The sequence below is a fragment of the Brevundimonas sp. genome, from assembly GCF_046295075.1.
Taxonomy (GTDB): Bacteria; Pseudomonadota; Alphaproteobacteria; order Caulobacterales; family Caulobacteraceae; genus Brevundimonas.
In genome coordinates, this window is sequence record NZ_JBKBOC010000003.1 from 192,290 (window position 1) to 215,310 (window position 23,021).

The following is a 23,021-nucleotide window of genomic DNA, read 5'->3' on the forward strand; positions in this document are numbered from 1 at the left end:
TGCCCCATGCTGGACGCCAATCTGAAATCTCAGCTTGAGGGCTACCTCAAGAACATCGTCCATCCGGTCGAACTGGTCGCTTCTCTGGGCGCCGGGCCCAAGTCGATTGAGCTCAAGACCCTGCTGGAGGAGATCGTTTCGGTCTCGCACGGCAAGGTCGAGATGGGTCGCGACTATGACGACGAGCGTCAGCCCAGCTTCCTGATCCGCCGCAAGGGTACGGACATCGGCGTGCGGTTCGCGGGCATTCCGCTGGGCCACGAGTTCACGTCTCTGGTGCTGGCCCTGCTGCACGTCGGCGGCCATCCGTCCAAGGCGGCGCAGGAGCTGATCCAGCAGGTCAAGGACCTGGACGGCGACTATGTGTTCGAAACCTATTTCTCGCTGTCCTGCCAGAACTGCCCCGACGTGGTGCAGGCCCTGAACCTGATGAGCGTGCTGAACCCGCGCATCAAACACGTCGCCATCGAGGGCGGCCTGTTCAAGGACGAGGTGGACGCGCGCAAGATCATGGCCGTGCCGACAGTCTTCCTGAACGGCGAGCTGTTCGGCCAGGGGCGGATGGACCTGGAGCAGATCGTCGCCAAGCTGGATTCGGGCGCCGAGGCGCGCGCGGCCGAGAAGATCAAGTCCAAGGACCCGTTCGACGTGCTGGTGATCGGCGGCGGCCCTGCCGGGGCCGCGGCAGCCATCTATACGGCGCGCAAGGGCATTCGCACCGGCATCGCTGCCGAACGATTCGGCGGCCAGGTGCTGGACACCATGGCGATCGAGAACTTCATTTCGGTGCCCCATACCGAAGGGCCGAAACTGGCCGCCCATCTGGAACAGCATGTCCGCGAATATGAGGTGGACCTGATGAACCTGCAGAAGGCGGCCAAGCTGGTGCCGGCCAAGGTTCCGGGCGGGCTGCACGAGGTGGTGCTGGAGAACGGCGCGTCGTTGAAGTCGCGGACCGTGATCCTGGCCACCGGCGCTCGCTGGCGCCAGATGAATGTGCCGGGCGAGGATCAGTACAAGAATAAGGGCGTGGCCTATTGCCCGCACTGCGACGGGCCGCTGTATAAGGGCAAGCGAGTGGCGGTCATCGGCGGCGGCAACTCCGGCGTAGAGGCGGCCATCGATCTGGCGGGCATCGTGGCCCATGTGACCCTGATCGAATACGATAGCGAACTGCGGGCCGATGCGGTGCTGCAGAGGAAGCTGGCGACCCTGCCGAACGTGCGGATCGTTACCTCGGCCCTGACGACCCAGGTGCATGGTGACGGCGAGAAGGTGACGGGCCTGTCCTACAAGGACCGCAACTCCGACGCCCATCACGACGTCGATCTGGAAGGCATCTTCGTCCAGATCGGCCTGGTGCCGAACACCGAATGGCTGAAAGGCGCCGTGGGTCTGACGGCGCGCGGCGAGATCGAAGTGGATCACCGCGGCGAGACCTCGCAGCCGGGAATCTTCGGCGCAGGCGACGTGACGACCGTGCCCTACAAGCAGATCGTGGTGGCGATGGGCGAGGGCTCCAAGGCGGGGCTGGCGGCCTTCGACTACATGATCCGCACCGTGCCGGCGGAACAGGTCGTCGAGGCGGCGTGATCTATCTGGGCCGTGCGAACGCGTTTCGCACGGCCCGCCCGATTTCGACCAAGATGGCCCAGGCCAAAGTGACCACGAAATAGATCCAGCGCGCGGCGAGCACGATCAGCAACGGAACCGCCCACAGCACGGCCCAAACGTAATAGGGCAGGTCGGAATGGGTGATGGCGCGCAGGATCAGCGCTACAACGAACATCGGCAGGGTCAGCAGCAGGTAAGGCTTGATCGGAAGACGGCGGATAGCCCGCGTCAGCCGGACCATATTGCTGGAGGATGCAGGCGTTTGCGGTGGGGCAGGCGTGGTCATCGAAACAGCGCCCATCCCGCCAGGGCTGACATGGCCAGCACAACGGCCGCGGCGTAACGGCTCTTCCAGAACCACACCGCCGCCAAGGCCGCCGCAAAGATCAAGAGCGCAATGGGGATCGACGGTGCGCGCTGAAGCGTCGTCAGTCCCAACTGGAGACTGGTCGCCGCAATGATGCCGACGACGGCGGCGGCGACCCCGGCCAGCACCCGGTGAAGGCGTTCGTCGGCGACGACCGCCTCCAGCCGCTCATAGAAGATCATCGAAAAGGCGAAGGCGGGCAGGAAGACGCCGGCCGTCATCGCCAGCGCGCCCGCCCACCCGCCCACGACGAAGCCGACGAAGGTGCAGAAGATCACCAGCGGCGCCGGAATGACGCCGGCGAAGGCTAGGCCGTCCAGGAAGGTTCCGTCATCGATCAGGCCGCGTCCGACGGTGTCCGCACGGACATAGGGTATGGCGGTATAGGCGCCCCCGAAGGTCAGAAGACCGGCCTTCAAGCCGGTCCAAAGCATGGCCCACGCGGTCGGATCGGCGGATGACGCGGCGCCGTGCAAGTTCGTGGGGTTCGCCCAGAGGTAAAGCGCCACGGCGGCGGCAAGCGCGATCGCCATGACGATGAGGGCGGAGACGCGCCGTCCGGCCTTGATGAAGGCATAGGCCGCACCGCCGGCGATCAGTACGATCCAGAAGCCGGTCTCCGCCAGGGTGGCGACGAAGCCTATGGCGGCGACGGCCCACAGCCAGCGATCTTCAAGGATATGCGCGCCGATCTTGTGGACCGCGCGCATGACGACCGCCACGACCGCCGACTGGACGCCCAGGAAGGCGCCGGCCAGCAGGCCCATGACCGGGGTCAACGACACATAGGCCCAACCGATCCCAAGCATGATCAGGAAGCCCGGCAGCATGAAGCCGAGACCGGCCAGCAGACCGCCGATCCGGCCCTTGGCGCGCATGCCCAGATGCACGCACAGCTCGTGCGCCTCGGGCCCCGGAAGGACCTGAAGGACCGCCAGCAGCCGATTGAAGTGGGCGCTGGATATCCAGCCTTCCTGATCCACCAGGTCGCGGCGGATCATGGCGATCTGCGCGACCGGCCCGCCGAAGGCCAGAAGGCCGAAGCGAAGGAAACGGAGAAACAGGGCCGCGTAGGACAGGGAGGGCGGGGCGGGCTCTTGATCGCTCAAGGTCACAGGCCGTGCTCCAGTTCACACCCTTTGGCGCGGAAAAAGGAGCGGAGCTTGGACGCCAAGGCGCCTGATCGGGCGTCCGCATGGCCCGGTCAGCCAGCCTAGTGCCGATCCTGATCTGTTCCAAGCGTCGTCTGCATCAGGCCCCCTCCGCGCCGGTCAGGTCGTCTGTGGAATGCGTGCGATCACTTTGATCTCGAAGTCAAAGCCAGCGAGCCAGTTTACGCCGACCGCCGTCCAATTCGGGTAGGGCGCCGAGGGAAAGGCGCGCGCCTTTGCGGCCATGACGGTGTCGAACTGATTTTCAGGATCGGTATGGAAGGTGGTGACATCGACGATGTCGTCCAGGCCCGCCCCGGCCGCCGCCAGTACGGCTGTCAGATTGTCGAAGGCCAACTGGACCTGGGCGGGGAAATCCGGCTCGGGCGAGCCGTCCTCGCGGCTGCCGACCTGGCCGGAAACGAAGAGCAGGTCGCCGGAGCGGATGGCGGCGGAATATCCATTGATGTCGTAGAGGGCCTGACGGCCGGCAGGGAAGACGGCGTCTCGGGTGGTTGCGGCGGTCATGGGGCGGTCCTTGATTTTCATATCCAGGGCGCGGCGTTGATATACGCGGCGTATGTCATTAGATCGGACGATACGATCCGTATGTCAAATTAACATACGGATCGTATGTGAACACGGAGTTGGATTTGGCGACGCGGTCAGAGAAGGTCGAGGAGACAAAGGCGCGGCTTGTCACAGCCGCCCGCCAAGCCTTTGCGACCCAGGGCTATGCCGCGGCGTCGATGGACGATCTGACCGCCGACGCCGGACTGACGCGCGGTGCGCTCTATCATAATTTCGGCGACAAGAAGGGTCTGCTGCAGGCGGTGATCGACCAGATCGACGCGGAGATGCTGGTGCGGATGCGCGCGGCGGGCGAGGGGCTGCCGCCTTGGGACGCCTTCGTCGCCGAGGGCGTCGCCTATATCGAAATGTCGCTGGAGCCGGAAATCCAGCGCATCATGCTGCTGGACGGACCGGCGGTCCTGGGCGATCCCTCGCGGTGGCCCAATCAGACGGCGTGCCTGCGCACGACCACCCAGATGATCCAGGCGCTGATCGACGATGGATTCGTCAAGCCGATGAATGCGGAGGCCGCAGCCCATCTGGTGAACGGCGCCGCCCTGAACGCCGCCCTATGGGTGGCGGCGGCCGACGAGCCGGAGCGTGTATTCGAAAGCGCCGTCGATGCCTTCCGGCATCTGGTCGGCGGCCTGTTGCTGCGCGATTGAGATCAGAAAGGTCGGCGCGAGGCCGGCGCCGATCCAGGTCGGCGCGTCCTTTCGGGCCGGTCGCCGCAAATGTCGCGCTGTATCGAAGACCCATCCTGGGCCAGGGCCGAGCCGCCTGTGGCTGTCGGGGGGGCAAGGCGAACAGCAGCAGACGCATCTATACCTAAGGAAACGGATGTCTCCTATCCCGCCGTTTAGGCCTCCTCAATCGCAGATGATCAGTGCAGCTTCAACCGCCCCGACACGCGGCGGTGCAGCAGGCGGGACAGGGCCAGGATGGCGGTGCGTCGTACGCCCAAAATCGCCCTGTGGTGATCCAGGTGCAGCGCCATATAGGCCCATTTTGCGACCAGGCCCTCGATCAGGAAGTTGGGACCGCCCAGCCCGCCCATCAGCGAGCCGACGCCCTTGTCGCCGCCCAGGGATACCAGCGAACCCTTGTCGCGATAGACATAGGGGCCGGGATCGCGCGATGGGTCCGACAGGGCCTTGGCCAGATAGGCGGCCTGCTGAGCCGCCGCTTGGGCCCGGGCCGGGACGGGGCGGCCTTCGGGGCCGGGCGCCTCGGCGCAATCGCCCATGGCGTAGATGTCCGGCGCTGACGTGAGCAGGTGATCGTCGACCACGAACTGGTTGATGCGGCCGGTGGTCAGACCCAGGTCGCGGTTGTTGTCCGCCGCCTTCACGCCCGCCGCCCAGACGATCAGGTCGGCGGGGACTTCGCCTTTGGAGGTGTCCAGCCGGTCAGCGTGGACGGCGGCGACCTTGGCGTCCGTCAGTAGGCGTACGCCCTTGGCCTCCAACGCCTTGGACGCCTTGGCCGACACGCGCTCAGGCAGGCCGCCCAGGATGCGCGGCGCGGCCTCGACGATGGTGACGACGAGGTCGAAGCGCTGATCCGGCGACAGGCCGGCGGACAGTTCGTCGTGACCCTCGATCAGTTCGGTGGACAGTTCGACGCCCGTCGCGCCCGCGCCGACGATGGCGATGTTCAAGGTGCGTTCGTCAGAATAGGCGGCGGCGAGGAAGGCCGAGGTCAGACGCTTGTTGAAGCTTTCCGCATCGGCGACGTCTTCCAGCAGATGGGCGTGCTCGGCCGCGCCCGGCGTGCCGAACAGGTTGGAACCGCTGCCGATCGCCAGAACCAGAGTGTCGAAGGATAGGGTGCGCGGGGCGACCAGAACGACGCCGTCGGCGTCGCGGATTTCGCCCAGGGTCAGGGTCTTGTTCGCAGGGTCCAGGCCCGTCAGGTCGCCGAAGGCGAAGCTGAAATGATTGCGCCGCGCCAGCACCGGATAGGACAGGCCTTCCTGATGGCTGTCCAGCGACCCTGCCGCGACCTCATGCAGGCTGGGCTTCCATAGGTGGAAGATCGAGCGATCGATCAGCAGGATGCGACGCCGGCCTTCTTGCGGTCCGAAGCGACGCCCCAGGCGGGCGGCGAGCTCAAGCCCGCCGGCGCCGCCGCCGATGATGACGATGTCGTGCTGCATCCGGGTCTCCTGAAGACGACCCGAATCTAGGGTCAGGCCGGCTTTTCTTCCAGACGCTTGTCCAGATAGGCGCCGACGCGGCGGTCGACGGCGCTCATGTGGTCCTGCCAGAAGTGGCTCGCGCCTTCTTCAAGTTCGTAGTCGATGATGATGCCCTTCTGGGTGCGCAGCTTGTTGACCACGCGCTCCACTTCGACCGGCGGGACGACGGTGTCGGCGGTGCCGTGCAGGAACAGGCCCGACGCGGGGCAGGGGGCCAGGAAAGAGAAATCATACATGTTCGACGGGGGCGAGACCGAGATGAAGCCGTCCGTTTCAGGGCGGCGCATCAGAAGCTGCATGCCGATATAGGCGCCGAACTGATAACCGCCGACCCAGGTCTGGCTGGCGCCGGGATTGTTCGTCTGAAGCCAGTCGAGGGCCGTGGCGGCGTCAGCCAGCTCGCCGATGCCCGAATCGAACTCGCCCTGCGACTTGCCGACGCCACGCGAATTGTAGCGCAGGGTGGCGAAACCGCGCTGCTGGAACAGCTGGTGCAGGGTGACCGTCACCGGGTTGTTCATATGCCCTCCCGCCTTGGGGTGCGGGTGCAGGATCAGGGCGATCGGTGCGTTCGGGCGCTTGCCCGGGGAATAGCGGCCTTCGATGCGACCGGAGGCGCCGGGCAGGATGACTTCAGGCATAGGGGCTCTGGAATCCGTTCAACTGTCATTTCGCAGGTGCGTAATACTTGACCAAGGAGGTGGGACTTTCTAAGTCCCTCCGCAAGCACGCCGCCTTCGCGAAGGCGCGGGTTCTAGCACAAGAGCCCCGAAAAGCGCGCAATTTTTGAAGGTGCGAAATGCGTCTGTCGACCAAGGGACGATACGCCGTGATGGCGATGGCCGATCTGGCCAAGAACGGACGCGGCGAGAGCGGCGAAATCCGGGCGGTTTCGCTGGCCGAGATCGCCGCGCGCCAGGAGATTTCGCTCAGCTATCTGGAGCAGCTGTTCGCGCGATTGCGCAAGAGCGAGCTGGTCAAGAGCGTGCGAGGGCCCGGCGGCGGCTATCGCCTGGCCAAGGCGGCGCACGAGACGGTGGTGGCCGAGATCGTGCTGGCGGTGGACGAGCCGATCCGTGCGACGCGCTGCGTGGCGCACGGGTCGCCCAAGGGCTGCATGCTGGCCGGCGAACGCTGCATCACCCACAATCTGTGGGAAGATCTGGGCGACGAGATCCATCGCTATCTGGCCGGGGTGTCGCTGGAGGATGTGGTTATGAACCGCACGGGCCAGCGTCGCCGCAATGTCGAACAGCCGCAAGCTGTCGGGGTGGCGGCATGAGCGGCATCTATCTGGATTACAACGCCTCGGGCCTGGTGCGGCCGGAAGTGCAGGACATCATGGCGCGCGCCCTGGCCGACAACGGCAATCCGTCGGCGGTCCATGCGGCCGGACGACGGGCGCGGGCGCGGGTCGAGACGGCGCGGGCCCAGGTCGGCGACCTGGTCGGGGCTGATCCAACGGCGGTGGTGTTCAACAGCGGGGGGACCGAGGCCAACGCTCAGGGCATCGCCAGCGCCCTGGCGGCCGGATGCGAACGGCTGATCGTCTCGGCGACCGAACATCCGTGCGTGGCCGAGGCTGCGGCGCATGCGGGGGCGCCGGTCGAGGTGGCGCCGGTCGATGCGAACGGCGTCGTCGATCTGGATTGGCTGGCGGAGGCGCTGAGCCGTCCGGGCCGGGCCGTGGTCGCCATCCATCATGCGAACAACGAGAGCGGCGTGATCCAGCCGATCGTCGAGGCGGCGAAGCTGGTGCGCGCGGCGGGCGGCTGGCTGCATGTCGACGCCATCCAGTCGGCGGGCAAGATTGCGGTCGATATGCGGGCGCTGGATGCGGACACCCTGACCCTGTCGGCGCACAAGCTGGGCGGGCCGCAGGGCGTCGGGGCGTTGATCCTCAAGGACGGCGTTTCGGGCGTGCGCATCCTGCATGGAGCGGGACAGGAGCGGGGCCTGCGCGCCGGGACCGAGAATGTGCCCGGCATCGCCGGGTTCGGCGTTGCGGCCGACTGCGCGGCCCGGGATCTGGGGACGATGGGATCGCATGTAGGCTGGCGCGACGCCGCGGAGGCGAAGGTCAAGGCCGCCGGGGCGACCGTGATCGGCGCAGGCGCGCCGCGCTTGCCCAACACCCTGTTCATGACGGTCGAGGGTTGGGACAGTCCGCAACAGCTGATCACCCTGGATCTGGCCGGGGTCATGGTGTCGGCGGGCTCGGCCTGTTCGTCGGGCAAGGTGAAGCCGTCCAAGACCATCAGCGCCATGGGGCTGAATACGCTAGCGACCGGAGGCGTACGCGTGTCCGGCGGCTGGGGAACGACAGAAGGCGACTGGGTGCGGTTCGCCGACGCCTGGGTCGCCGCCTACAACAAGCATAAGACACGCGCCGCCGAGCGCGTGAGAGAGGTCGCCTGATGGCCGCCGTCAAGGAAACCATCGACGCCGTCGCCGCACTGGAAAAGTACGAGCACGGCTTCACCTCGGACATCGAGACGGAATACGCGCCGCGCGGCCTGAACGCCGAGATCGTGCGCTTCATCTCCGAGAAGAAGGGCGAGCCGGAATGGATGCTGGAATGGCGCCTGGCCGCCTATGAGCGCTGGCTGGCGATGGAGGAGCCGACCTGGGCGGCGGTGAAATACGAGCCGGTCGATTACCAGTCGCTGTTCTACTATGCCGCGCCAAAGAAGAAGGACGGGCCAAAGTCGCTGGACGAGGTCGATCCTGAAATCCTGGAAATCTACAAGAAGCTGGGCATCCCGCTGAGCGAGCAGGCGGTGTTGGCGGGCGTCGAGGGCGCGCCGCGTTACGCCGTGGACGCGGTGTTCGACAGTGTGTCGGTGGTCACGACCTTCAAGGCCGAGTTGGCCAAGGTCGGCGTGATTTTCATGCCGATTTCCGAAGCCTTGCGCGAATATCCTGAGCTGGTGCGGCAATATCTGGGATCGGTGGTGCCGGTCTCGGACAACTATTTTGCGGCCCTGAACAGCGCGGTGTTTTCGGACGGGTCGTTTGTCTACATCCCGCCGGGCGTGCGCTGCCCGATGGAGCTGTCGACCTATTTCCGCATCAATGCGAGCCAGACGGGCCAGTTCGAGCGGACCCTGATCATCGCCGACAAGGGGGCGTACTGCTCGTATCTGGAGGGCTGCACGGCGCCGATGCGTGACGAGAACCAGCTGCATGCTGCGGTCGTCGAACTGGTCGTGCTCGACGACGCCGAGATCAAATATTCGACGGTCCAGAACTGGTACCCCGGCGACGCCGAGGGCAAGGGCGGCATCTACAACTTCGTCACCAAGCGGGCGGATTGCCGGGGTGATCGGTCGAAGGTGTCGTGGACCCAGGTCGAGACCGGTTCGGCCGTGACCTGGAAATATCCGTCCTGCATCCTGAAAGGCGACGACAGCTCGGGCGAGTTCTATTCCATCGCCATCACCAATGGACATCAGCAGGCCGACACCGGCACCAAGATGATCCACCTGGGCAAGAACACCAAGTCGCGGATCATCGCCAAGGCGGTGTCGGCGGGCAAGTCGGACTCGACCTATCGCGGCCTGGTTTCGGTGCATCCGAAGGCGACGGGGGTGCGCAACTTCACTCAGTGCGACAGCCTGCTGATCGGGAAAGAGTGCGGCTCGCACACCATCCCCTATATCGAGGCCCGCAACGGCTCGGCCCAGCTGGAGCACGAGGCGACGACGACGCGGTTGAGCGACGACCAGCTGTTCTACGCCCAGCAGCGCGGCCTGAGCCAGGAAGAGGCGGTGGCCCTTTTGGTCAACGGCTTCGTCCGCGACGTGATGCAGAAGTTGCCGATGGAGTTCGCGGTCGAAGCGCAGAAGCTGGTGGCGATCAGCCTTGAAGGGAGCGTGGGGTGAAGCGGCTGTTCTGCGCCTCTTTGTTCATTGCCGGCGCTGTCGCCGCCCTGCCGGTTTCTGCGCAAGAGGTCCGTTGGGGGCTCGCTGCCATCAATGCGACGCCAGTGGACTCCGGCGACCAAGCCTTCGAACTTGTTTTCACGGACAAGGATTCTGGATCATTTAGCTGCGGTTGGTCTTCGGGCGATTTTGCCATCGCGGGAAACCGCATCGTCTTCAGAGAAGTTCTGCGGATAGCCAGCATTAGGCATCCTGCGCAGGCCGCGGCGCATGCTCGTGCGCACCTTGCTCATCGCTGTGACCGTGCGTTTCAACTGACGACGGTCGCCGCGCGAAACGATACGATCGTGCTGACTGGCCAAACCCTTGGCGACGACACAGCAGATACATTCACTTTTTCTCCCGTTTCAACGACTTCCGGCAACGCTCAGTGACCCTCTTCATCTCCAACCTCCACGTCTCCGTCGGTGAAAAGCCGATCCTCAAAGGCCTGACGCTCGAAGTGCCGGCGGGCGAGGTGCACGCCATCATGGGGCCGAACGGGGCCGGGAAGTCGACGCTGGGTTACGCCCTATCGGGACGGCCGGGTTATGAGGCGACCGAAGGCGCGGTCGAATGGGCGGGCGAGGATCTGCTGGCGCTGGACCCGGCCGAACGGGCGGCCAAGGGCGTCTTCCTGTCCTTCCAGTATCCGATCGAAATCCCCGGCGTCCCGGCCCTGACCTTCGTGCGGACGGCGCTGAATGCGCAGAAGCGCGCGCGGGGCGAGGAGGAGGTGGCGGCGCCGGCCTTCCTGAAGCTGGTGCGCGAGGCGTCCAAGGCGTTGAAGATGGACTTCGACATGCTGAAGCGGCCGCTGAACGTCGGCTTCTCCGGCGGTGAGAAGAAGCGGATGGAGATCCTGCAGATGGCGCTGTTCGAGCCGTCGCTGCTGATCCTGGACGAGACCGATTCCGGCCTGGACATCGACGCCCTGCGGATCGTGTCGGAGGGGGTGAACGGCCTGCGCCGCTCGGACCGGGCCATGCTGGTCATCACCCACTATCAGCGCCTGCTGGACTATATCAAACCGGACCGGGTCCATGTGCTGGCTGGCGGCCGGATCGTGGCCTCTGGCGGGCCGGAGCTGGCGCATCAGTTGGAGGCGGAAGGGTACGACAAGTATCTTCTGGAACCGGCATGAGCGCGGTTTTCGCCATTGATCTGACCGACGCCGAAACCTTTCCGTCGCGGCGAACGGAGGCGTGGAAATACAGTGACCTGAAGCGCTGGCTTCGCGCGGCGCCTGAACCTTCGGGCACGGCGGCGGTCGGACCGCCAGGGCCGTTCTACGATCTGGGCGGAGAGGCGATCGTCTTCGCCAACGGGCGTGCCGTCGGCGTGACCGACTTCATCGCCTCGGGCGAGCAGACGCTTCGGCTGCGCTATATCTCCGAGGCGGTCGGGACGGGCCACACAGCCGGGGCGCGGGTTTCGGCGCGCGCGGGCGCCAAGCTTCTGCTGCTGGAGACGCACGAGGGCGCGGGTTCGGCCTATGTGGCGCACAATACGCTGGAGCTGGACGTGGCGGCCGGGGCCGAGGTGACGCGCGTCGTGCTTGTCGAGGAGCCGGAGGACGCCATCTCCATCGCCGAGGCCCATGTGAAGGTCGAGGCGGGCGGCGTCTATCGCCAGACCATCGTCACGACCGGCGCCAAGCTGCAGCGGATCGAGACCCGCATCACGCATTACGCCCAAGGCGCCCAGGTTCAGGCGGACGGCCTGTATCTGCTGAACGGATCGCGTCACACCGACCTGACCAGCGTGGTGCGCCACGTCGAGCATAACGGCGCGACCAGCCAGTTGATCAAGGGCGTGGCGCGCGACACGGCGCGCGGCGTCTTCCAGGGCAAGATCGTGGTCGAGCGCGGGGCCGACGGCACGGATGCGCGCATGGGCCACCACGCCCTGATCGCCAGCGAGCGGGCCGAGATCGACGCCAAGCCTGAACTGATCATCTATGCCGACGACGTGCAGTGCGCGCACGGCAACACCGTAGGAACGCTGGACGAGAGCGCCCTGTTCTACATGCAGCAGCGCGGCATTCCGGCCGAGGAAGCCCGCGCCCTGCTGACCCAGGCCTTCCTGATCGAGGTCATCGACCGGATCGAGCACGAGGGCGCAAGAGAGGTGGCGAGGGAATGGCTGACGGCTCGGTTGTGACCACTTTTGACCCCTATGCCGTGCGGGCGCAGTTCCCGATCCTGTCGCGGCAGGTGAACGGCAAGCCGTTGGTCTATCTGGACAATGCAGCCTCGGCGCAGAAGCCGCGGGCGGTGATCGACGCCCTGGTGGCGACGATGGAGGGCGGTTACGCCAACGTCCACCGCGGCCTGCACACCCTGTCGAACGAGGCGACCGAAGCCTTCGAGAAGGCGCGCGAAATCGTCGCCCGCTTCCTGAACGCCGAGAGTCCCGAACAGGTGGTCTGGACCAAGGGAGGGACCGAGGCGATCAATCTGGTGGCCAACGGGCTGGGGCTGAGCATCAAGCCGGGCGACGAGATCATCGTCTCTGAGATGGAGCACCATTCCAACATCGTGCCGTGGCACCTGTTGCGCGAACGGCGCGGGGCGGTGATCAAATGGATCCCGGTACTGGACGATGGTTCGCTGGACATGGCGGCTTACGCGGACCTGCTGGGGCCGAAGACGGGCATGGTCGCGGTCACCCATATGTCGAACGTGCTGGGGACCATCAATCCGGTCGCCGAGATCACGCGCCTCGCCCATGCGGCGGGCGCTCAGGTCTTGATCGACGGATGCCAGGGCGCGGTCCATGCGACGCCGGATGTTCAGGCTATCGGCTGCGACTTCTATGTCCTGACGGGCCACAAGCTGTTCGCGCCCACCGGCATCGGCGCCCTGTACGGCAAGGCCGAGGCGCTGGAGGCCCTGCCGCCCTATCAGGGCGGGGGAGAGATGATCGAGACGGTCGAGCGGGACCGCGTGACCTACGCCAAGCCGCCGCACCGGTTCGAGGCGGGGACGCCGCCGATCCTGGAGGCCATCGGCCTGGGTGTGGCGCTGGAATGGCTGGCGCAATACGACCGCGCGGCGGTGCAGGCGCACGAACATGCGCTGTATCAGCACGCCGTGGATCGGTTGGACGGCCAGGGGTGGCTTCGCATCCTGGGCCAGGCGCAAGGCAAGGGCGCCATCCTGACCTTCGCCGTCGAGGGTGCCCATGCCCATGACGTGGCCCAGATCATGGACCGTTACGGCGTCGCCGTGCGGGCCGGGCTGCATTGCGCCGAGCCGCTGTCGAAAAGAATGGGGGTGACGTCGAGCACCCGCGCCTCCTTCGCCCTATATAACACCGTGGAGGATGCCGACGCCTTCGTGGATGCGCTGATCAAGGCGCGGAACTTCTTCGTGTAAGCCGATGACAGATCAACCTATTCAAGACAGCGACGCCTTCAAGGACGCCTGGGACGAACCTCAGAAGAGCGCCCTGTCGCAGGCCGAGCTGGATACGCTGACCGATCAGCTGATCGAGGCGTTGAAGTCGGTCTATGACCCCGAAATCCCGGTCGACATCTATGAGCTGGGCCTGATCTATCGCGTGGACGTCAATGACGACCGCGACGTGGTGGTGGACATGACGCTGACGGCGCCGGGCTGTCCGGTCGCCGGCGAAATGCCGGGCTGGGTGGAGACGGCGGTCGAGAAGGTCGAGGGCGTGCGTAGCGCCAAGGCCAATCTGGTGTTCGACCCGCCGTGGGACAGTTCCAAGATGAGCGACGAGGCCAAGCTGGCCCTGAATATGTTCTGATGGATATGTCTGATGACCGATCTTCAAACCACATCCCGTCCGCGTCGTCCGCGCCCCAAGGCCGTCACCCTTACTGACGCCGCCGCCGAGCGCGTGCGCGAAATCCTGGACAATGCCGAGAACGACCACATCGGTCTGCGGATCGGGGTCAAGAACGGCGGCTGCGCGGGACAGGAATACACCTTCGCCTATGCCGACAGCGTCGGGCCGCTGGACGAGGTGGTCGAGGACAAGGGCGTCACCATCCTGATCGAGCCCAAGGCCGTCCTGTTCCTGATCGGCACCGAGATCGACTACGAGACGACGCGACTGGCCTCCAAGTTCGTGTTCAACAATCCGAACCAGACCGACGCCTGCGGGTGCGGCGAGAGCGTCACCATCGTTCCGGTCGCCGCCGACTGACATGGCGTACGACGCCGACTTCGGCGAATGGGTGCGCGAGCATTTCCACGACCTTGGGCGGCTGGAGATCAAGCGGATGTTCGGCGGGGCGGGGGTCTATGCCTCCGGCGTCATGTTCGCCCTGTTGGATGACGGCGTGGTCTGGCTGAAAGGCGACGAAGCGCTGGGCGAGGCGTTCGTGGAGGCCGGGTCGCGTCAGTTCACCTATCCGACCAAGGATGGGCGGACGATGAGCATGGGCTATTGGACCCTGCCCGAGACGGCGCTGGATGATCCCGACGAGGCGGTCGCCTGGGCGCGGCGGTCGTTGGAGGTTGCGGTTTGCAAGGCGTCGAAAAAGACCCGATAGCCTCCCTCTCTATGAGCTTGGCACGATCTGGATGGCATGCCCGGGATGGGCTTCCGCCTCGGCCCTTGCGCATTGGACGGCGCTCTTGGCGTCGGTGAAGACGCCTTCGAACAGACCGTCGCTGGAGGTGACACGCCAGCGGCCGCCGACAGGCTGGATCGTCAGCGTCTCGATGGCCGGCAGCGATGGGGGTGCAGCCGCGATCATTGCGTGCGCCTGTGCTGGTCGCGATTCAGGCGGTCGGCCTCGGCCTGCAATCGTGCAGCCAGGCGTTCGGCAGACACGCGGTCGGGCAGGGGGCGGGTCGTGGCCTGGTTGACCGCGACCGCCCAGCTGCTTGCGCGTGGCACGACCCTATATAGTCGGGGTGAGACGGGGGCTGCGGCCCCGCCTTCGACATGGCCCTGCATCATCGCGACGGCCCCCGAAGAATCGGCGCGCCGAACAGGACGCCGATGAAGGTCATCGCCATCTGGACGGAGGTCGGCTTTGGGGCGGGGCGTTTTAGCGATTCCGCCAGCAGGTGTGAACGGCTCATGGGGCATCTCCTTGGATCCCAAGCAGACGCCCGAACCCGTAAAGCCGCCATGTCGAAAGCGCCGCGCCGCATAATACGGACGTAAAGCGGCGCGATCGCGGGCCTTGCGACCACGCAGATGTGGGCGGTTCATCGGTCACGCTTGAACCGTGGGTCTTTCAAACCACATACTCATCCGAACGCCGTCGGAATCGACGGGCCGTCATGCGCCGGTCGGGCCTCTTGCCCGGCGGACCGTGGCGGCGGGCCGGAGATGATCAATGGCCCAGGAGTACGCATCATGACCGAACCAAAGATCCTGCCCGTCCTGCCGCTGAGAGACATCGTCGTCTTCCCGCACATGGTCGTGCCGCTCTTCGTGGGCCGCGAGAAGTCCGTGAAGGCGCTGGACGAAATCATGAAGGGCGAAAAGCAGATCCTGCTGGCGACCCAGAAGAACAGCGTCGACGACGATCCGTCGCCCGACGCCATCTATCCCATCGGCGTGCTGGCCACTGTGCTGCAACTGCTGAAACTGCCCGACGGCACGGTGAAGGTGCTGGTCGAGGGCAAGGGCCGTGCGCGCCTGACCCGGTTCACCGATCGCGAGGAGTATTTCGAGGCCGAGGCCGTCGAGATCGAGGACGAGCCGGGCGACGCCTCCCAGACCGAGGCCATGCTGCGCGCCGTGGTCGAACAGTTCGAAAACTATGTGAAACTGAACAAGAAGGTCCCGCCCGAGGCCCTCAGCTCCATCCCCCAGATCACCGACGCCTCCAAGCTGGCCGACTCGGTCGCCGCCCATCTGTCGGTCAAGATCGCCGACAAGCAGGGCCTGCTGGAAACCTTCGACGTGCCCAAGCGGCTGGAGAAGGTCTATGGCCTGATGGAGGGTGAAATCTCGGTCCTTCAGGTCGAGAAGAAGATCCGCTCGCGCGTGAAGCGCCAGATGGAGAAGACCCAGCGCGAATATTATCTGAACGAGCAGATGAAGGCGATCCAGCGCGAGCTGGGCGAGACCGACGACGCGCGCGACGAGATCATGGACCTGGAGAAGCGCATCCGTAAGACGCGCCTGTCCAAGGAAGCCCGCACCAAGGCCGAGGCCGAGGTCAAGAAGCTGCGCAACATGAGCCCGATGTCGGCCGAGTCGACCGTGGTTCGGAACTATCTCGACTGGCTGCTGTCCGTGCCGTGGGGCAAGGCCAAGCAGAAGCCGATCGACCTGGTCAAGGCCGAGGAGATCCTTGAGGAGGACCACTTCGGCCTGGAGAAGGTCAAGGAACGGATCGTCGAATATCTGGCCGTCCAGGCCCGCACCGGCAGCCTGAAGGGGCCGATCCTGTGCCTCGTCGGTCCTCCCGGCGTCGGCAAGACCTCGCTGGCCAAGTCCATCGCCAAAGCGACCGGGCGGGAATATGTCCGCATGTCGCTGGGCGGCGTGCGCGACGAGAGCGAGATCCGCGGCCATCGCCGGACCTATATCGGCTCCATGCCCGGCAAGATCATTCAGTCGATGAAGAAGGCCAAGACCACCAACGCCTTCGTCCTGCTGGACGAGATCGACAAACTGGGCTCCGACTGGCGCGGCGACCCGTCCTCGGCCCTGCTTGAGGTGCTGGACCCGGCCCAGAACTCGACCTTCGGCGACCACTATCTGGAGGTGGACTACGACCTGTCTCAGGTGATGTTCGTGACGACGGCGAACAGCCTGAACATGCCCCAGCCGCTGATGGACCGGATGGAGATCATCCGGGTGTCTGGCTACACCGAGGACGAGAAGGTCGAGATCGCCAAGCGCCACGTCCTGCCCAAACAGCTGACGGACCATGGTCTGAAGGCCGACGAGCTGATCGTGCCGGAAAACACGATCCGCGACCTGATCCGATACTACACCCGCGAAGCTGGCGTCCGGTCGTTGGAACGCGCCTTAGGCGGCCTGGCCCGCAAGGCTGTGCGCGAGATGGCCAAGACGGGCGCCAAGTCGATCACGGTGGATGACGCCAAGCTGGCCGAATACGCGGGCGTGAAGAAGTTCCGTTACGGCGAGACGGACGAGGAGGATCAGGTCGGCATCGTTACGGGCTTGGCTTGGACCGAATTCGGCGGCGACATCCTGACCATCGAGGCGATCAAGATGCCGGGCCGCGGCCGCATGACCGTGACCGGAAATCTGAAGGAGGTGATGAAGGAGTCGATCTCCGCCGCCGCCTCCTATGTCCGCTCGCGCGCGCTCGCCTTCGGCGTCAAGCCGCCGGTGTTCGAGAAGACCGACATCCACGTCCACGTGCCGGACGGCGCCACGCCCAAGGACGGTCCGTCCGCCGGCGTCGCCATGACCGTGGCCATGGTCTCGGTCCTGACGGGCATCCCGATCAGGAAGGACATCGCCATGACCGGCGAGATCACCTTGCGCGGCCGGGTCACCGCCATCGGCGGCCTGAAAGAGAAGCTGCTCGCGGCCCTTCGTTCGGGCGTCAAGACGGTGCTGATCCCGCAAGAGAACGAGAAGGACCTCGCGGACGTGCCGGACAATGTGAAGTCGGCGCTGGAGATCGTGCCGATCTCCACGGCGGACGAGGCGCTGAAATGGGCCCTGGTGGGCACGCTGACCCCGGTCGAATGGGACGAGGCGACGGATCCTCTGCCGGCGCAGATGCCACCGCTTGAAGGGCCTGCCGCCGCCGTCAGTCACTAGGCTGAGTTGAACAGGAAGCGCCGCCGGTGAGCATGCCGGCGGTGTTTTCGTTTTTGACGCAACCGTCGATCTGCCCTTTAGTGATTCGTTCGGAGGACAGATGACCAAAGCGGAACTGATCGGCCGAATGGCCAGCGCGGCGAACATCAGCCGCGACCAGGCGAAATCGGCGCTTGAGGCCTTTACCGATGGTGTGGCCGAAGCGCTGTCGGCGGGTCGGGACGTCAAGCTGATCGGCTTCGGCAGCTTCGTCGCGGTCGAGCGCAAGGCCGGCGTCGCCCGCAATCCCCAGACAGGGGCCGCCGTGGCGCGCCCCGCGTCCCGCACCGCGCGCTTTCGCGCCGGGGAAGGTTTGAAAAGCGCCTTGAACGGTTGAAGTCCAACGGGCATAAGCCCGGCTCTGCATTGAGGGCGGCTAGCTCAGCTGGTCAGAGCATCTCGTTTACACCGAGAGGGTCGGCGGTTCGAACCCGTCGCCGCCTACCAAACAAAAAGGCCGCCGGATCGCTCCGGCGGCCTTTCGTGTTTCTGGCTTTCGCTTTCGATCAGAAGCGGAAGCTGGCCCGCAGCAGCAGCGAGTAGCGGACGTAGTCTTCCAGAAGCTCGGCGTCGCCGGTAACCGACAGCATGCCCAGCTCGTTGCCGAAGTTCAGGCGGAAGCCCAGGATCGGCCCGCCGCCTTCGACAGCGTCCGGCGACAGGATGAAGTCGGGGCCGCCGCTGGCGAAGCGGGCGATGGTCTCACCGGCATCCACCGAGATGTTCTGGCGATAGCCGATGCGCAGTTCAGGACGCACCCAGCCGTTGCGACCGAAGCCGTAGCCGATGTTCATGGCGGCCACCGCAGAGAAGATGTGGCTGTCGCGCGAATCGATGTCGAGGTCGAAGCCGTCGCCGCCCCCGGTCTCGCTGCGGGCGCCTTCGGACAGGCTGAAATACTCGCCATAGATTTCGGGGCGAACGTTCAGGCGACCGAAGTTGCGCTCATACGAAGCGCCGCCGGCGACCGCCGCCGTCCAGCCATGCCAGTCGGACTTATTGTTCAGATAGACGCCGCTGGCGACCAGCGAACGATCGGCGGTGAAGGAGGCGTAACCGCCGGCTGCACGAGCCCAGGTCGTCCAGTACTGACCTTGGGCGCGCCAGTAGAGGCCCAGTTCCAGCAGGTTGGCCGACAGCACCTCTTCGGCTTCGGCCTCGGGGTCCTTGATGTCGGACGAGGTGAAGGCGGCCGTGATGCCGAAAGCGCCCAGGCTGGAGCCTTTCTCCACACCGCCCGCGACGCCGAAGCCTTCCGAGCGGAAGCCGTAAGAATGGGTCTTGTCCTTGTCGGCGTAGAAGTTGATCTCCTGCACCCAGGCGCTGGTTTCGCCGGGCGCAGCGACGGCGTTGCGACCCGTGAGGGCGCGGGTGACCGCGTCCACGCCGGCCGACAGCGACATCAGCGGACCGCCGGAATGGTCGGGCAGCATCTGCTCATAGGCGTCAACGAAGCCGTCGCGCGAGGTCTGCGACAGGAAGAGGTTGCGAAGCGTCTCGTTGGACCCCAGCGCGCCGTACACGGCGTCGTAGGCGGAGGCTTCGACCGGGATCAGGCCAGCTTCCGATGCGGTGCGGCGGCGCGCATCGACATAGACAGTGTTGCCCGCAACGCCGCCTTCGACCACGTAAAGATAGGGCGAGTTCTCGGAAAGGAGTGTCTGGTTGATCTGGCCCACATTCAGCGTGCCGGCGGTGATGACGTTGAACCGCTCGGGTCCGTCAATGAGCGACGCGAAGCGAACGCCAAGTGTCGAGCCGGTCGCAAGGGTCGCATTGCCGCTGACGTTAAAGCCGCCTGCCGTGTTGTTCGCCGGGTCCAGGTTGACCAGCAGGGCGCCTTCCGCGCCGATGTTAAGGTTGGAGATCGCCGTGGCGCCCGTCTGGGTGGCGGCCAGCGTGCCCTTGGACACGTTGATGTCGAGGAGACCGTCGCCGTTCCTGATCGCGCCCGACACGAACGCGCCGCCGCTGATATTCAGACTGTCGGCGCCGGCGCCGAAATCGATGTCCCCGTTGACGACGCCGTTCTCGATGTTGAGCGTGTCGGCGCCCGAGCCCAATTTGATTGCACCGACGATGGCTGGCTCGCTGGCGTCCGGCACACCATCCTTATCTGTGTCAACGGCCGTGCTGTCTGCGGCGGCGGGGATGCCGTACTGGCGCAGAGTGACGCCGGTCGTATTGGCCGACAGGTCGATCGCAGTGACCGTTCCGTCCACCGGCGTAGTGTCCGTGGTGCTGGGCGTCAGCGAGCCAACGATCGATCCGGCGTTGTTAAGCTGGGTCAGCGAACCCGATTGGTCGCGGATGACAGTGGCCGAACCGTGGTTGCCGCCGAAGGATGCCACGATGTTGCCGGTGTTGGTCAGCGACCCGACGTTGGAGCCCGCGCCGATCAATACGGCCGTGGCGTTCTCCGTCTTCGTTCCCGAAGCGGTGGCCTGGATGTTGCCGGAGTTGTTGATCGTCGGCGCTGTGACTCCCGATCCTACCCATACTGCGGTGGCGTTGGCATCGACGGCCGTCGAAGAGATGCCGCCTTCGTTGCGGACCCCTCCGACAATGTTGACGGCCTGGCCACCCGTGACGCCAAGTTGAACCGCTCGGGATTCGATGCCGGAATAGAGGCCGGAACCGACAATGCTGCCGCGGTTGATCAGGCCATAGGCCGCGTCGCCCGTGCCGACGGCGCCCAATGTTACGGTATTGGATGTGGAACCGATCAGAAGGGCAGGCGCGCCGCCCAGAGAGGTGATCGAAGCTGCTGTCTCGCTGACGTCAGGAACGCCGTCACCATCACGATCGGTGTCGTCGCGGTTCTTGACGCCGTCGCCGTCATCGTCCTCGTCGCCGTTCTTGACGCCGTCCTTGTCGTCGTCTCCCTCGATGCCCAGAGCGGAATAGACCAAGGCGTTGTCCAGCAACACGCCGCCAGCGACGTTGGCGCCCACGCGCACGGCCGGCCCTCCCTGGAGCAGATCATCCGCGTCCAGTTCGTCGAGGAACAGGGTTGTGGCGTTGTCGAAGGTGCCCGTGGTGGGGCGTACGGACGGAGGGGTCGTGTAGCGGTAGCCCGTAGCGACGACCGAGGAGTGGATCTTGAGCGCGCCGCCGACGTCGCCCTCGATGGAGACGCCGGTCGCATTGGCCCCGAGCGCCGAGATAGAGCCGGAGAGATCGACGTTGCCGGAGACGGGGCCGGCCGTACGAATGGCGGTGCTGTCATTGCCGGTGACGCGCACTGTGCCCAGGCTTTGCAGCTTGCCGTTCACAGCCGATTCGACCGAAAGGCCGTAGGAGTTGTTGCCTTCGACGGCGATCGCCCCAGTGCTTTCGACGAGGATGTTGCCGGTGAAGGGCGATGCGCCCGTGACCCGCACGCCATAGCGGTTAGTTCCGGTGGCAAAGGGACCGTCCAGGTCGCCGTCGCCGTCCGTATCCTTGATGTCCGCCGTTTCCTGCGTGTCGTTGACGGTGATGGTTCCGCCGACGATGACCGAGCCGGTGTTGCCCCCGTTGACCAGGATGCCTGTCGAACCGTCGGCCGACTTGTCCATGGTGATCGAGCTGCCGCTATCCAGATCAACCGTGTTGTTCGAGTTCAATGTCACCGCCGCGCCCGAGGCGACGGCGACGCTGCCGCCGCTGGCGATGCGAATATTATCGGCGGCCGTGCCGGTCGCATTGGAGGTCTGGATGGGCGTCGTGCGGGCGGTCGAGATGACGATCTCGGCCTGAGCTCCGGCGGCGGCCATCAAGGGGGCGATCGCTACGGCGGTCGCGAGCAGAATACGCATTCGGTAGAAACCCCTGGTGGTCACGCATCACGGTACGGCCGATCCCTTAGCAGGGTCCGCGCCAGCCTTCCAAGTTTATCGAATTTGAGGCGAATACAAGGCCGCAGTTGCTGGCGACCCTGCCTATGAACGGACCCGTGTTCTGCGGTTCGCGAGCGTTGCGGGGGATACGGAGCGTTTTGCAGCGCGTCGCTCTTGAGCTTTGCCGCGACGGGGTTTACGGCCGTCGCGAGGTCTAAGGGCGGCGTCCAGGCGACGCATCCAACGAACCCCTTCGGCGTTCGACAGCCCAGACCAGGCGAGAACACCCCATGAGCATGACAGACCTCGACGTTCAGGAAAGCGAACTCCGACTGATTCCGGGGCTGGACGTGGAAGTCGCCGATACCTTGCGGGCCCTGAAGGCGGCGGCGATGGACGAGCGGCCACGCCTGGTGGACACCACCATGCTGTATGCGCCGCGTTCGGGCGGGGTGAAACGCTACATCCTGTCCAAGAAGGCCTGGATCGAATCAAACCGGCCCGGCGTCAGCCATTCGCTGATCGTGCCCGGCGCCCGGCACAAGGCGCGCGCCGACGGCATCGTGCAATTGCGGGCGACCAAGCTGCCGTTCGGCGACGGCTATCGCTGGCCCAGTTCGGTCAAGCGTTGGAGCGCCTGGGTGGCGGCGATGAAGCCGTCGATCATCGAGGCCGGTGATCCCTATACGCCGGGGCAGGGCGCCCTGGAGGCCGGCCAGCGGGTCGGATGCCCGGTCGTCGGTTTCTGCCACTCCGATCCTGCAGGGCTCGCGGCGCTGCACTTCGGCGAATGGGCCAAGAAGCCGGTCGAGAAGCGCTGGGCCAAGCTGTTTTCGCAGTTCGATCGTGTCGTGTCGCCCAGCCGGTTCATCGCGCGGCGGCTTGAGGAGGCCGGAGTCGACAATATCGTCATCCGTCCCTTGGGCGTGGAGATCGACACCTTCCGGCCGGAACGCCGGGACCGTCAATGGCTGTTGAACAAGCTGGGCCTGGGCGAGGACGCCCGATTGCTTTGCTTCGCCGGACGGCCCGCGAAGGAGAAGAACGTCGACGTGCTGATCGAGGCGGTCCAGAAGCTCGGCGCGCCCTATTATCTGGTTCTGGTCGGCGCCGGCGCCGGGATGCCGGAGGAAGATCGCGTGATCTCCATGCCGTATGAAAGCGATCCCAAGGCGGTCGCCAAGATCATCGCCAGCTGCGACGCCTTCGTTCACGCCAACGACAAGGAGCCTTTCGGCCTGATCGTGCTGGAGGCCATGGCGTGCGGGCGGCCCGTGGTGGGGGTCAACGCAGGCGGAGTCGCCGAGACGGTGGACGAGACCGTGGGTCAGTTGGCCGTCAGTGCTGACGCCGACGACTATGCCCAGGCGGTCGAGGCCCTGTTCGCGCGCGACATCGAAGCCATCGGCCGGGCGGCGCGGGAGAAGGCGGTCAGCCAGTTCGCCTGGAACCGCGTGTTCGAGGACCTATGCATGGTCTATGGCGAGCTGACGGGCGAGGCGGCCTTCGTGAACCCGGACACGGCGCTGCCGCTGCATTGATCGGTCGTGCAGACGCACGGCGATCAGCGATTGAATTAAGGCGCGTTCCGAA

The 23,021-nt window shown here is 65.5% G+C and carries 23 protein-coding genes and 1 tRNA gene; 16 read left to right on the forward strand and 8 right to left on the reverse strand.

From position 1 onward, the window contains the following. The first annotated feature begins 6 nt into the window (after window positions 1-6). Window positions 7-1,593: an alkyl hydroperoxide reductase subunit F gene (gene ahpF, locus ACK4MH_RS04285; RefSeq protein ID WP_409715238.1), complete on the forward strand. Its 1,587-nt coding sequence runs from the start codon at window positions 7-9 to the stop codon at window positions 1,591-1,593. A 1-nt stretch (window position 1,594) separates the two neighbouring features. Here ahpF and ACK4MH_RS04290 read toward each other — a convergent pair whose 3' ends face one another. From ACK4MH_RS04290 to ACK4MH_RS04300, 3 genes are all read right to left on the reverse strand, one after another. Then, entirely contained in the window at window positions 1,595-1,900 is a 306-nt protein-coding gene (locus tag ACK4MH_RS04290) for a hypothetical protein (RefSeq protein ID WP_409715241.1), read from the reverse strand. After that, window positions 1,897-3,090 (reverse strand): chromate efflux transporter, encoded by a 1,194-nt coding sequence (chrA, locus tag ACK4MH_RS04295; protein ID WP_409715244.1) that lies wholly within the window; start codon window positions 3,088-3,090, stop codon window positions 1,897-1,899. Before chrA ends, ACK4MH_RS04290 begins: the two co-directional genes overlap by 4 nt. A gap of 162 nt (window positions 3,091-3,252) precedes the next feature. Next, window positions 3,253-3,660 carry a RidA family protein gene (locus tag ACK4MH_RS04300; RefSeq protein WP_409715247.1) on the reverse strand — a complete coding sequence of 136 codons (408 nt, stop codon included), beginning with the start codon at window positions 3,658-3,660 and terminating at the stop codon, window positions 3,253-3,255. A 125-nt stretch (window positions 3,661-3,785) separates the two neighbouring features. On the opposite strand from ACK4MH_RS04300, the gene ACK4MH_RS04305 reads away from it, so the two are divergent. After that, window positions 3,786-4,370 (forward strand): TetR/AcrR family transcriptional regulator, encoded by a 585-nt coding sequence (locus ACK4MH_RS04305; protein WP_409715250.1) that lies wholly within the window; start codon window positions 3,786-3,788, stop codon window positions 4,368-4,370. Between the two features lie 218 nt (window positions 4,371-4,588). Here the strand turns inward: ACK4MH_RS04305 and ACK4MH_RS04310 are convergent, their stop codons facing one another. Next, on the reverse strand, window positions 4,589-5,863 hold the full coding sequence (locus tag ACK4MH_RS04310) for an NAD(P)/FAD-dependent oxidoreductase (RefSeq protein ID WP_409715253.1): 1,275 nt from the start codon (window positions 5,861-5,863) through the stop codon (window positions 4,589-4,591). Window positions 5,864-5,895: 32 nt separating this feature from the next. Further along, window positions 5,896-6,546, reverse strand: coding sequence for an alpha/beta hydrolase (locus tag ACK4MH_RS04315; RefSeq protein ID WP_135195434.1), 651 nt, complete (start codon window positions 6,544-6,546; stop codon window positions 5,896-5,898). A 158-nt stretch (window positions 6,547-6,704) separates the two neighbouring features. On the opposite strand from ACK4MH_RS04315, the gene ACK4MH_RS04320 reads away from it, so the two are divergent. From ACK4MH_RS04320 to ACK4MH_RS04365, 10 genes are read left to right on the forward strand one after another with little or no spacing between them, the layout of a single operon-like run. Beyond that, on the forward strand, window positions 6,705-7,187 hold the full coding sequence (locus tag ACK4MH_RS04320; RefSeq protein ID WP_409715257.1) for an Rrf2 family transcriptional regulator: 483 nt from the start codon (window positions 6,705-6,707) through the stop codon (window positions 7,185-7,187). Continuing rightward, window positions 7,184-8,323: a cysteine desulfurase family protein gene (locus tag ACK4MH_RS04325; RefSeq protein WP_409715260.1), complete on the forward strand. Its 1,140-nt coding sequence runs from the start codon at window positions 7,184-7,186 to the stop codon at window positions 8,321-8,323. The genes ACK4MH_RS04320 and ACK4MH_RS04325 overlap by 4 nt, the downstream gene beginning before the upstream one ends. Beyond that, window positions 8,323-9,789, forward strand: a complete 1,467-nt coding sequence (gene sufB, locus ACK4MH_RS04330; protein ID WP_409715263.1) for a Fe-S cluster assembly protein SufB — start codon at window positions 8,323-8,325, stop codon at window positions 9,787-9,789. Before ACK4MH_RS04325 ends, sufB begins: the two co-directional genes overlap by 1 nt. After that, the gene (locus ACK4MH_RS04335) at window positions 9,786-10,223 is read left to right on the forward strand and encodes a hypothetical protein (protein WP_409715266.1); all 438 of its coding nucleotides are present in this window, start codon (window positions 9,786-9,788) and stop codon (window positions 10,221-10,223) included. Before sufB ends, ACK4MH_RS04335 begins: the two co-directional genes overlap by 4 nt. Further along, the gene (gene sufC / locus ACK4MH_RS04340) at window positions 10,220-10,972 is read left to right on the forward strand and encodes a Fe-S cluster assembly ATPase SufC (protein ID WP_409715269.1); all 753 of its coding nucleotides are present in this window, start codon (window positions 10,220-10,222) and stop codon (window positions 10,970-10,972) included. The genes ACK4MH_RS04335 and sufC overlap by 4 nt, the downstream gene beginning before the upstream one ends. Continuing rightward, window positions 10,969-11,991 (forward strand): Fe-S cluster assembly protein SufD, encoded by a 1,023-nt coding sequence (gene sufD, locus ACK4MH_RS04345; protein ID WP_409715272.1) that lies wholly within the window; start codon window positions 10,969-10,971, stop codon window positions 11,989-11,991. The genes sufC and sufD overlap by 4 nt, the downstream gene beginning before the upstream one ends. After that, a complete protein-coding gene (locus ACK4MH_RS04350) occupies window positions 11,970-13,208 on the forward strand; it encodes an aminotransferase class V-fold PLP-dependent enzyme (protein ID WP_409715275.1) in 1,239 nt (412 codons plus the stop codon). Before sufD ends, ACK4MH_RS04350 begins: the two co-directional genes overlap by 22 nt. Window positions 13,209-13,212: 4 nt before the next feature. After that, entirely contained in the window at window positions 13,213-13,602 is a 390-nt protein-coding gene (locus ACK4MH_RS04355) for an SUF system Fe-S cluster assembly protein (protein ID WP_159850384.1), read from the forward strand. A gap of 12 nt (window positions 13,603-13,614) precedes the next feature. Beyond that, window positions 13,615-14,004: a HesB/IscA family protein gene (locus ACK4MH_RS04360; RefSeq protein WP_135195444.1), complete on the forward strand. Its 390-nt coding sequence runs from the start codon at window positions 13,615-13,617 to the stop codon at window positions 14,002-14,004. 1 nt (window position 14,005) lies between these two features. Beyond that, window positions 14,006-14,353 carry a TfoX/Sxy family protein gene (locus ACK4MH_RS04365; protein ID WP_409715280.1) on the forward strand — a complete coding sequence of 116 codons (348 nt, stop codon included), beginning with the start codon at window positions 14,006-14,008 and terminating at the stop codon, window positions 14,351-14,353. Window positions 14,354-14,362: 9 nt separating this feature from the next. Here the strand turns inward: ACK4MH_RS04365 and ACK4MH_RS04370 are convergent, their stop codons facing one another. Both ACK4MH_RS04370 and ACK4MH_RS04375 read right to left on the reverse strand, forming a co-directional pair. After that, entirely contained in the window at window positions 14,363-14,560 is a 198-nt protein-coding gene (locus ACK4MH_RS04370; protein WP_409715283.1) for a hypothetical protein, read from the reverse strand. A gap of 202 nt (window positions 14,561-14,762) precedes the next feature. Next, the gene (locus ACK4MH_RS04375) at window positions 14,763-14,891 is read right to left on the reverse strand and encodes a hypothetical protein (protein ID WP_409715286.1); all 129 of its coding nucleotides are present in this window, start codon (window positions 14,889-14,891) and stop codon (window positions 14,763-14,765) included. Window positions 14,892-15,171: 280 nt separating this feature from the next. Here ACK4MH_RS04375 and lon point away from each other — a divergent pair, with 280 nt between their 5' ends. The 3 genes from lon to ACK4MH_RS04390 all read left to right on the forward strand — a co-directional run bounded on the left by lon (window position 15,172) and on the right by ACK4MH_RS04390 (window position 18,054). After that, window positions 15,172-17,568 (forward strand): endopeptidase La, encoded by a 2,397-nt coding sequence (lon, locus tag ACK4MH_RS04380; RefSeq protein WP_409715289.1) that lies wholly within the window; start codon window positions 15,172-15,174, stop codon window positions 17,566-17,568. A gap of 100 nt (window positions 17,569-17,668) precedes the next feature. Further along, window positions 17,669-17,944, forward strand: a complete 276-nt coding sequence (locus ACK4MH_RS04385; RefSeq protein WP_409715292.1) for an HU family DNA-binding protein — start codon at window positions 17,669-17,671, stop codon at window positions 17,942-17,944. A gap of 33 nt (window positions 17,945-17,977) precedes the next feature. After that, window positions 17,978-18,054, forward strand: a tRNA-Val gene (locus ACK4MH_RS04390). Between the two features lie 59 nt (window positions 18,055-18,113). On the opposite strand, the gene ACK4MH_RS04395 is transcribed toward ACK4MH_RS04390, so the two are convergent. Next, window positions 18,114-21,407: an autotransporter outer membrane beta-barrel domain-containing protein gene (locus ACK4MH_RS04395; protein WP_409715295.1), complete on the reverse strand. Its 3,294-nt coding sequence runs from the start codon at window positions 21,405-21,407 to the stop codon at window positions 18,114-18,116. A gap of 311 nt (window positions 21,408-21,718) precedes the next feature. On the opposite strand from ACK4MH_RS04395, the gene ACK4MH_RS04400 reads away from it, so the two are divergent. Beyond that, the gene (locus ACK4MH_RS04400; protein WP_409715298.1) at window positions 21,719-22,969 is read left to right on the forward strand and encodes a glycosyltransferase; all 1,251 of its coding nucleotides are present in this window, start codon (window positions 21,719-21,721) and stop codon (window positions 22,967-22,969) included. Window positions 22,970-23,021: the final 52 nt, after the last annotated feature.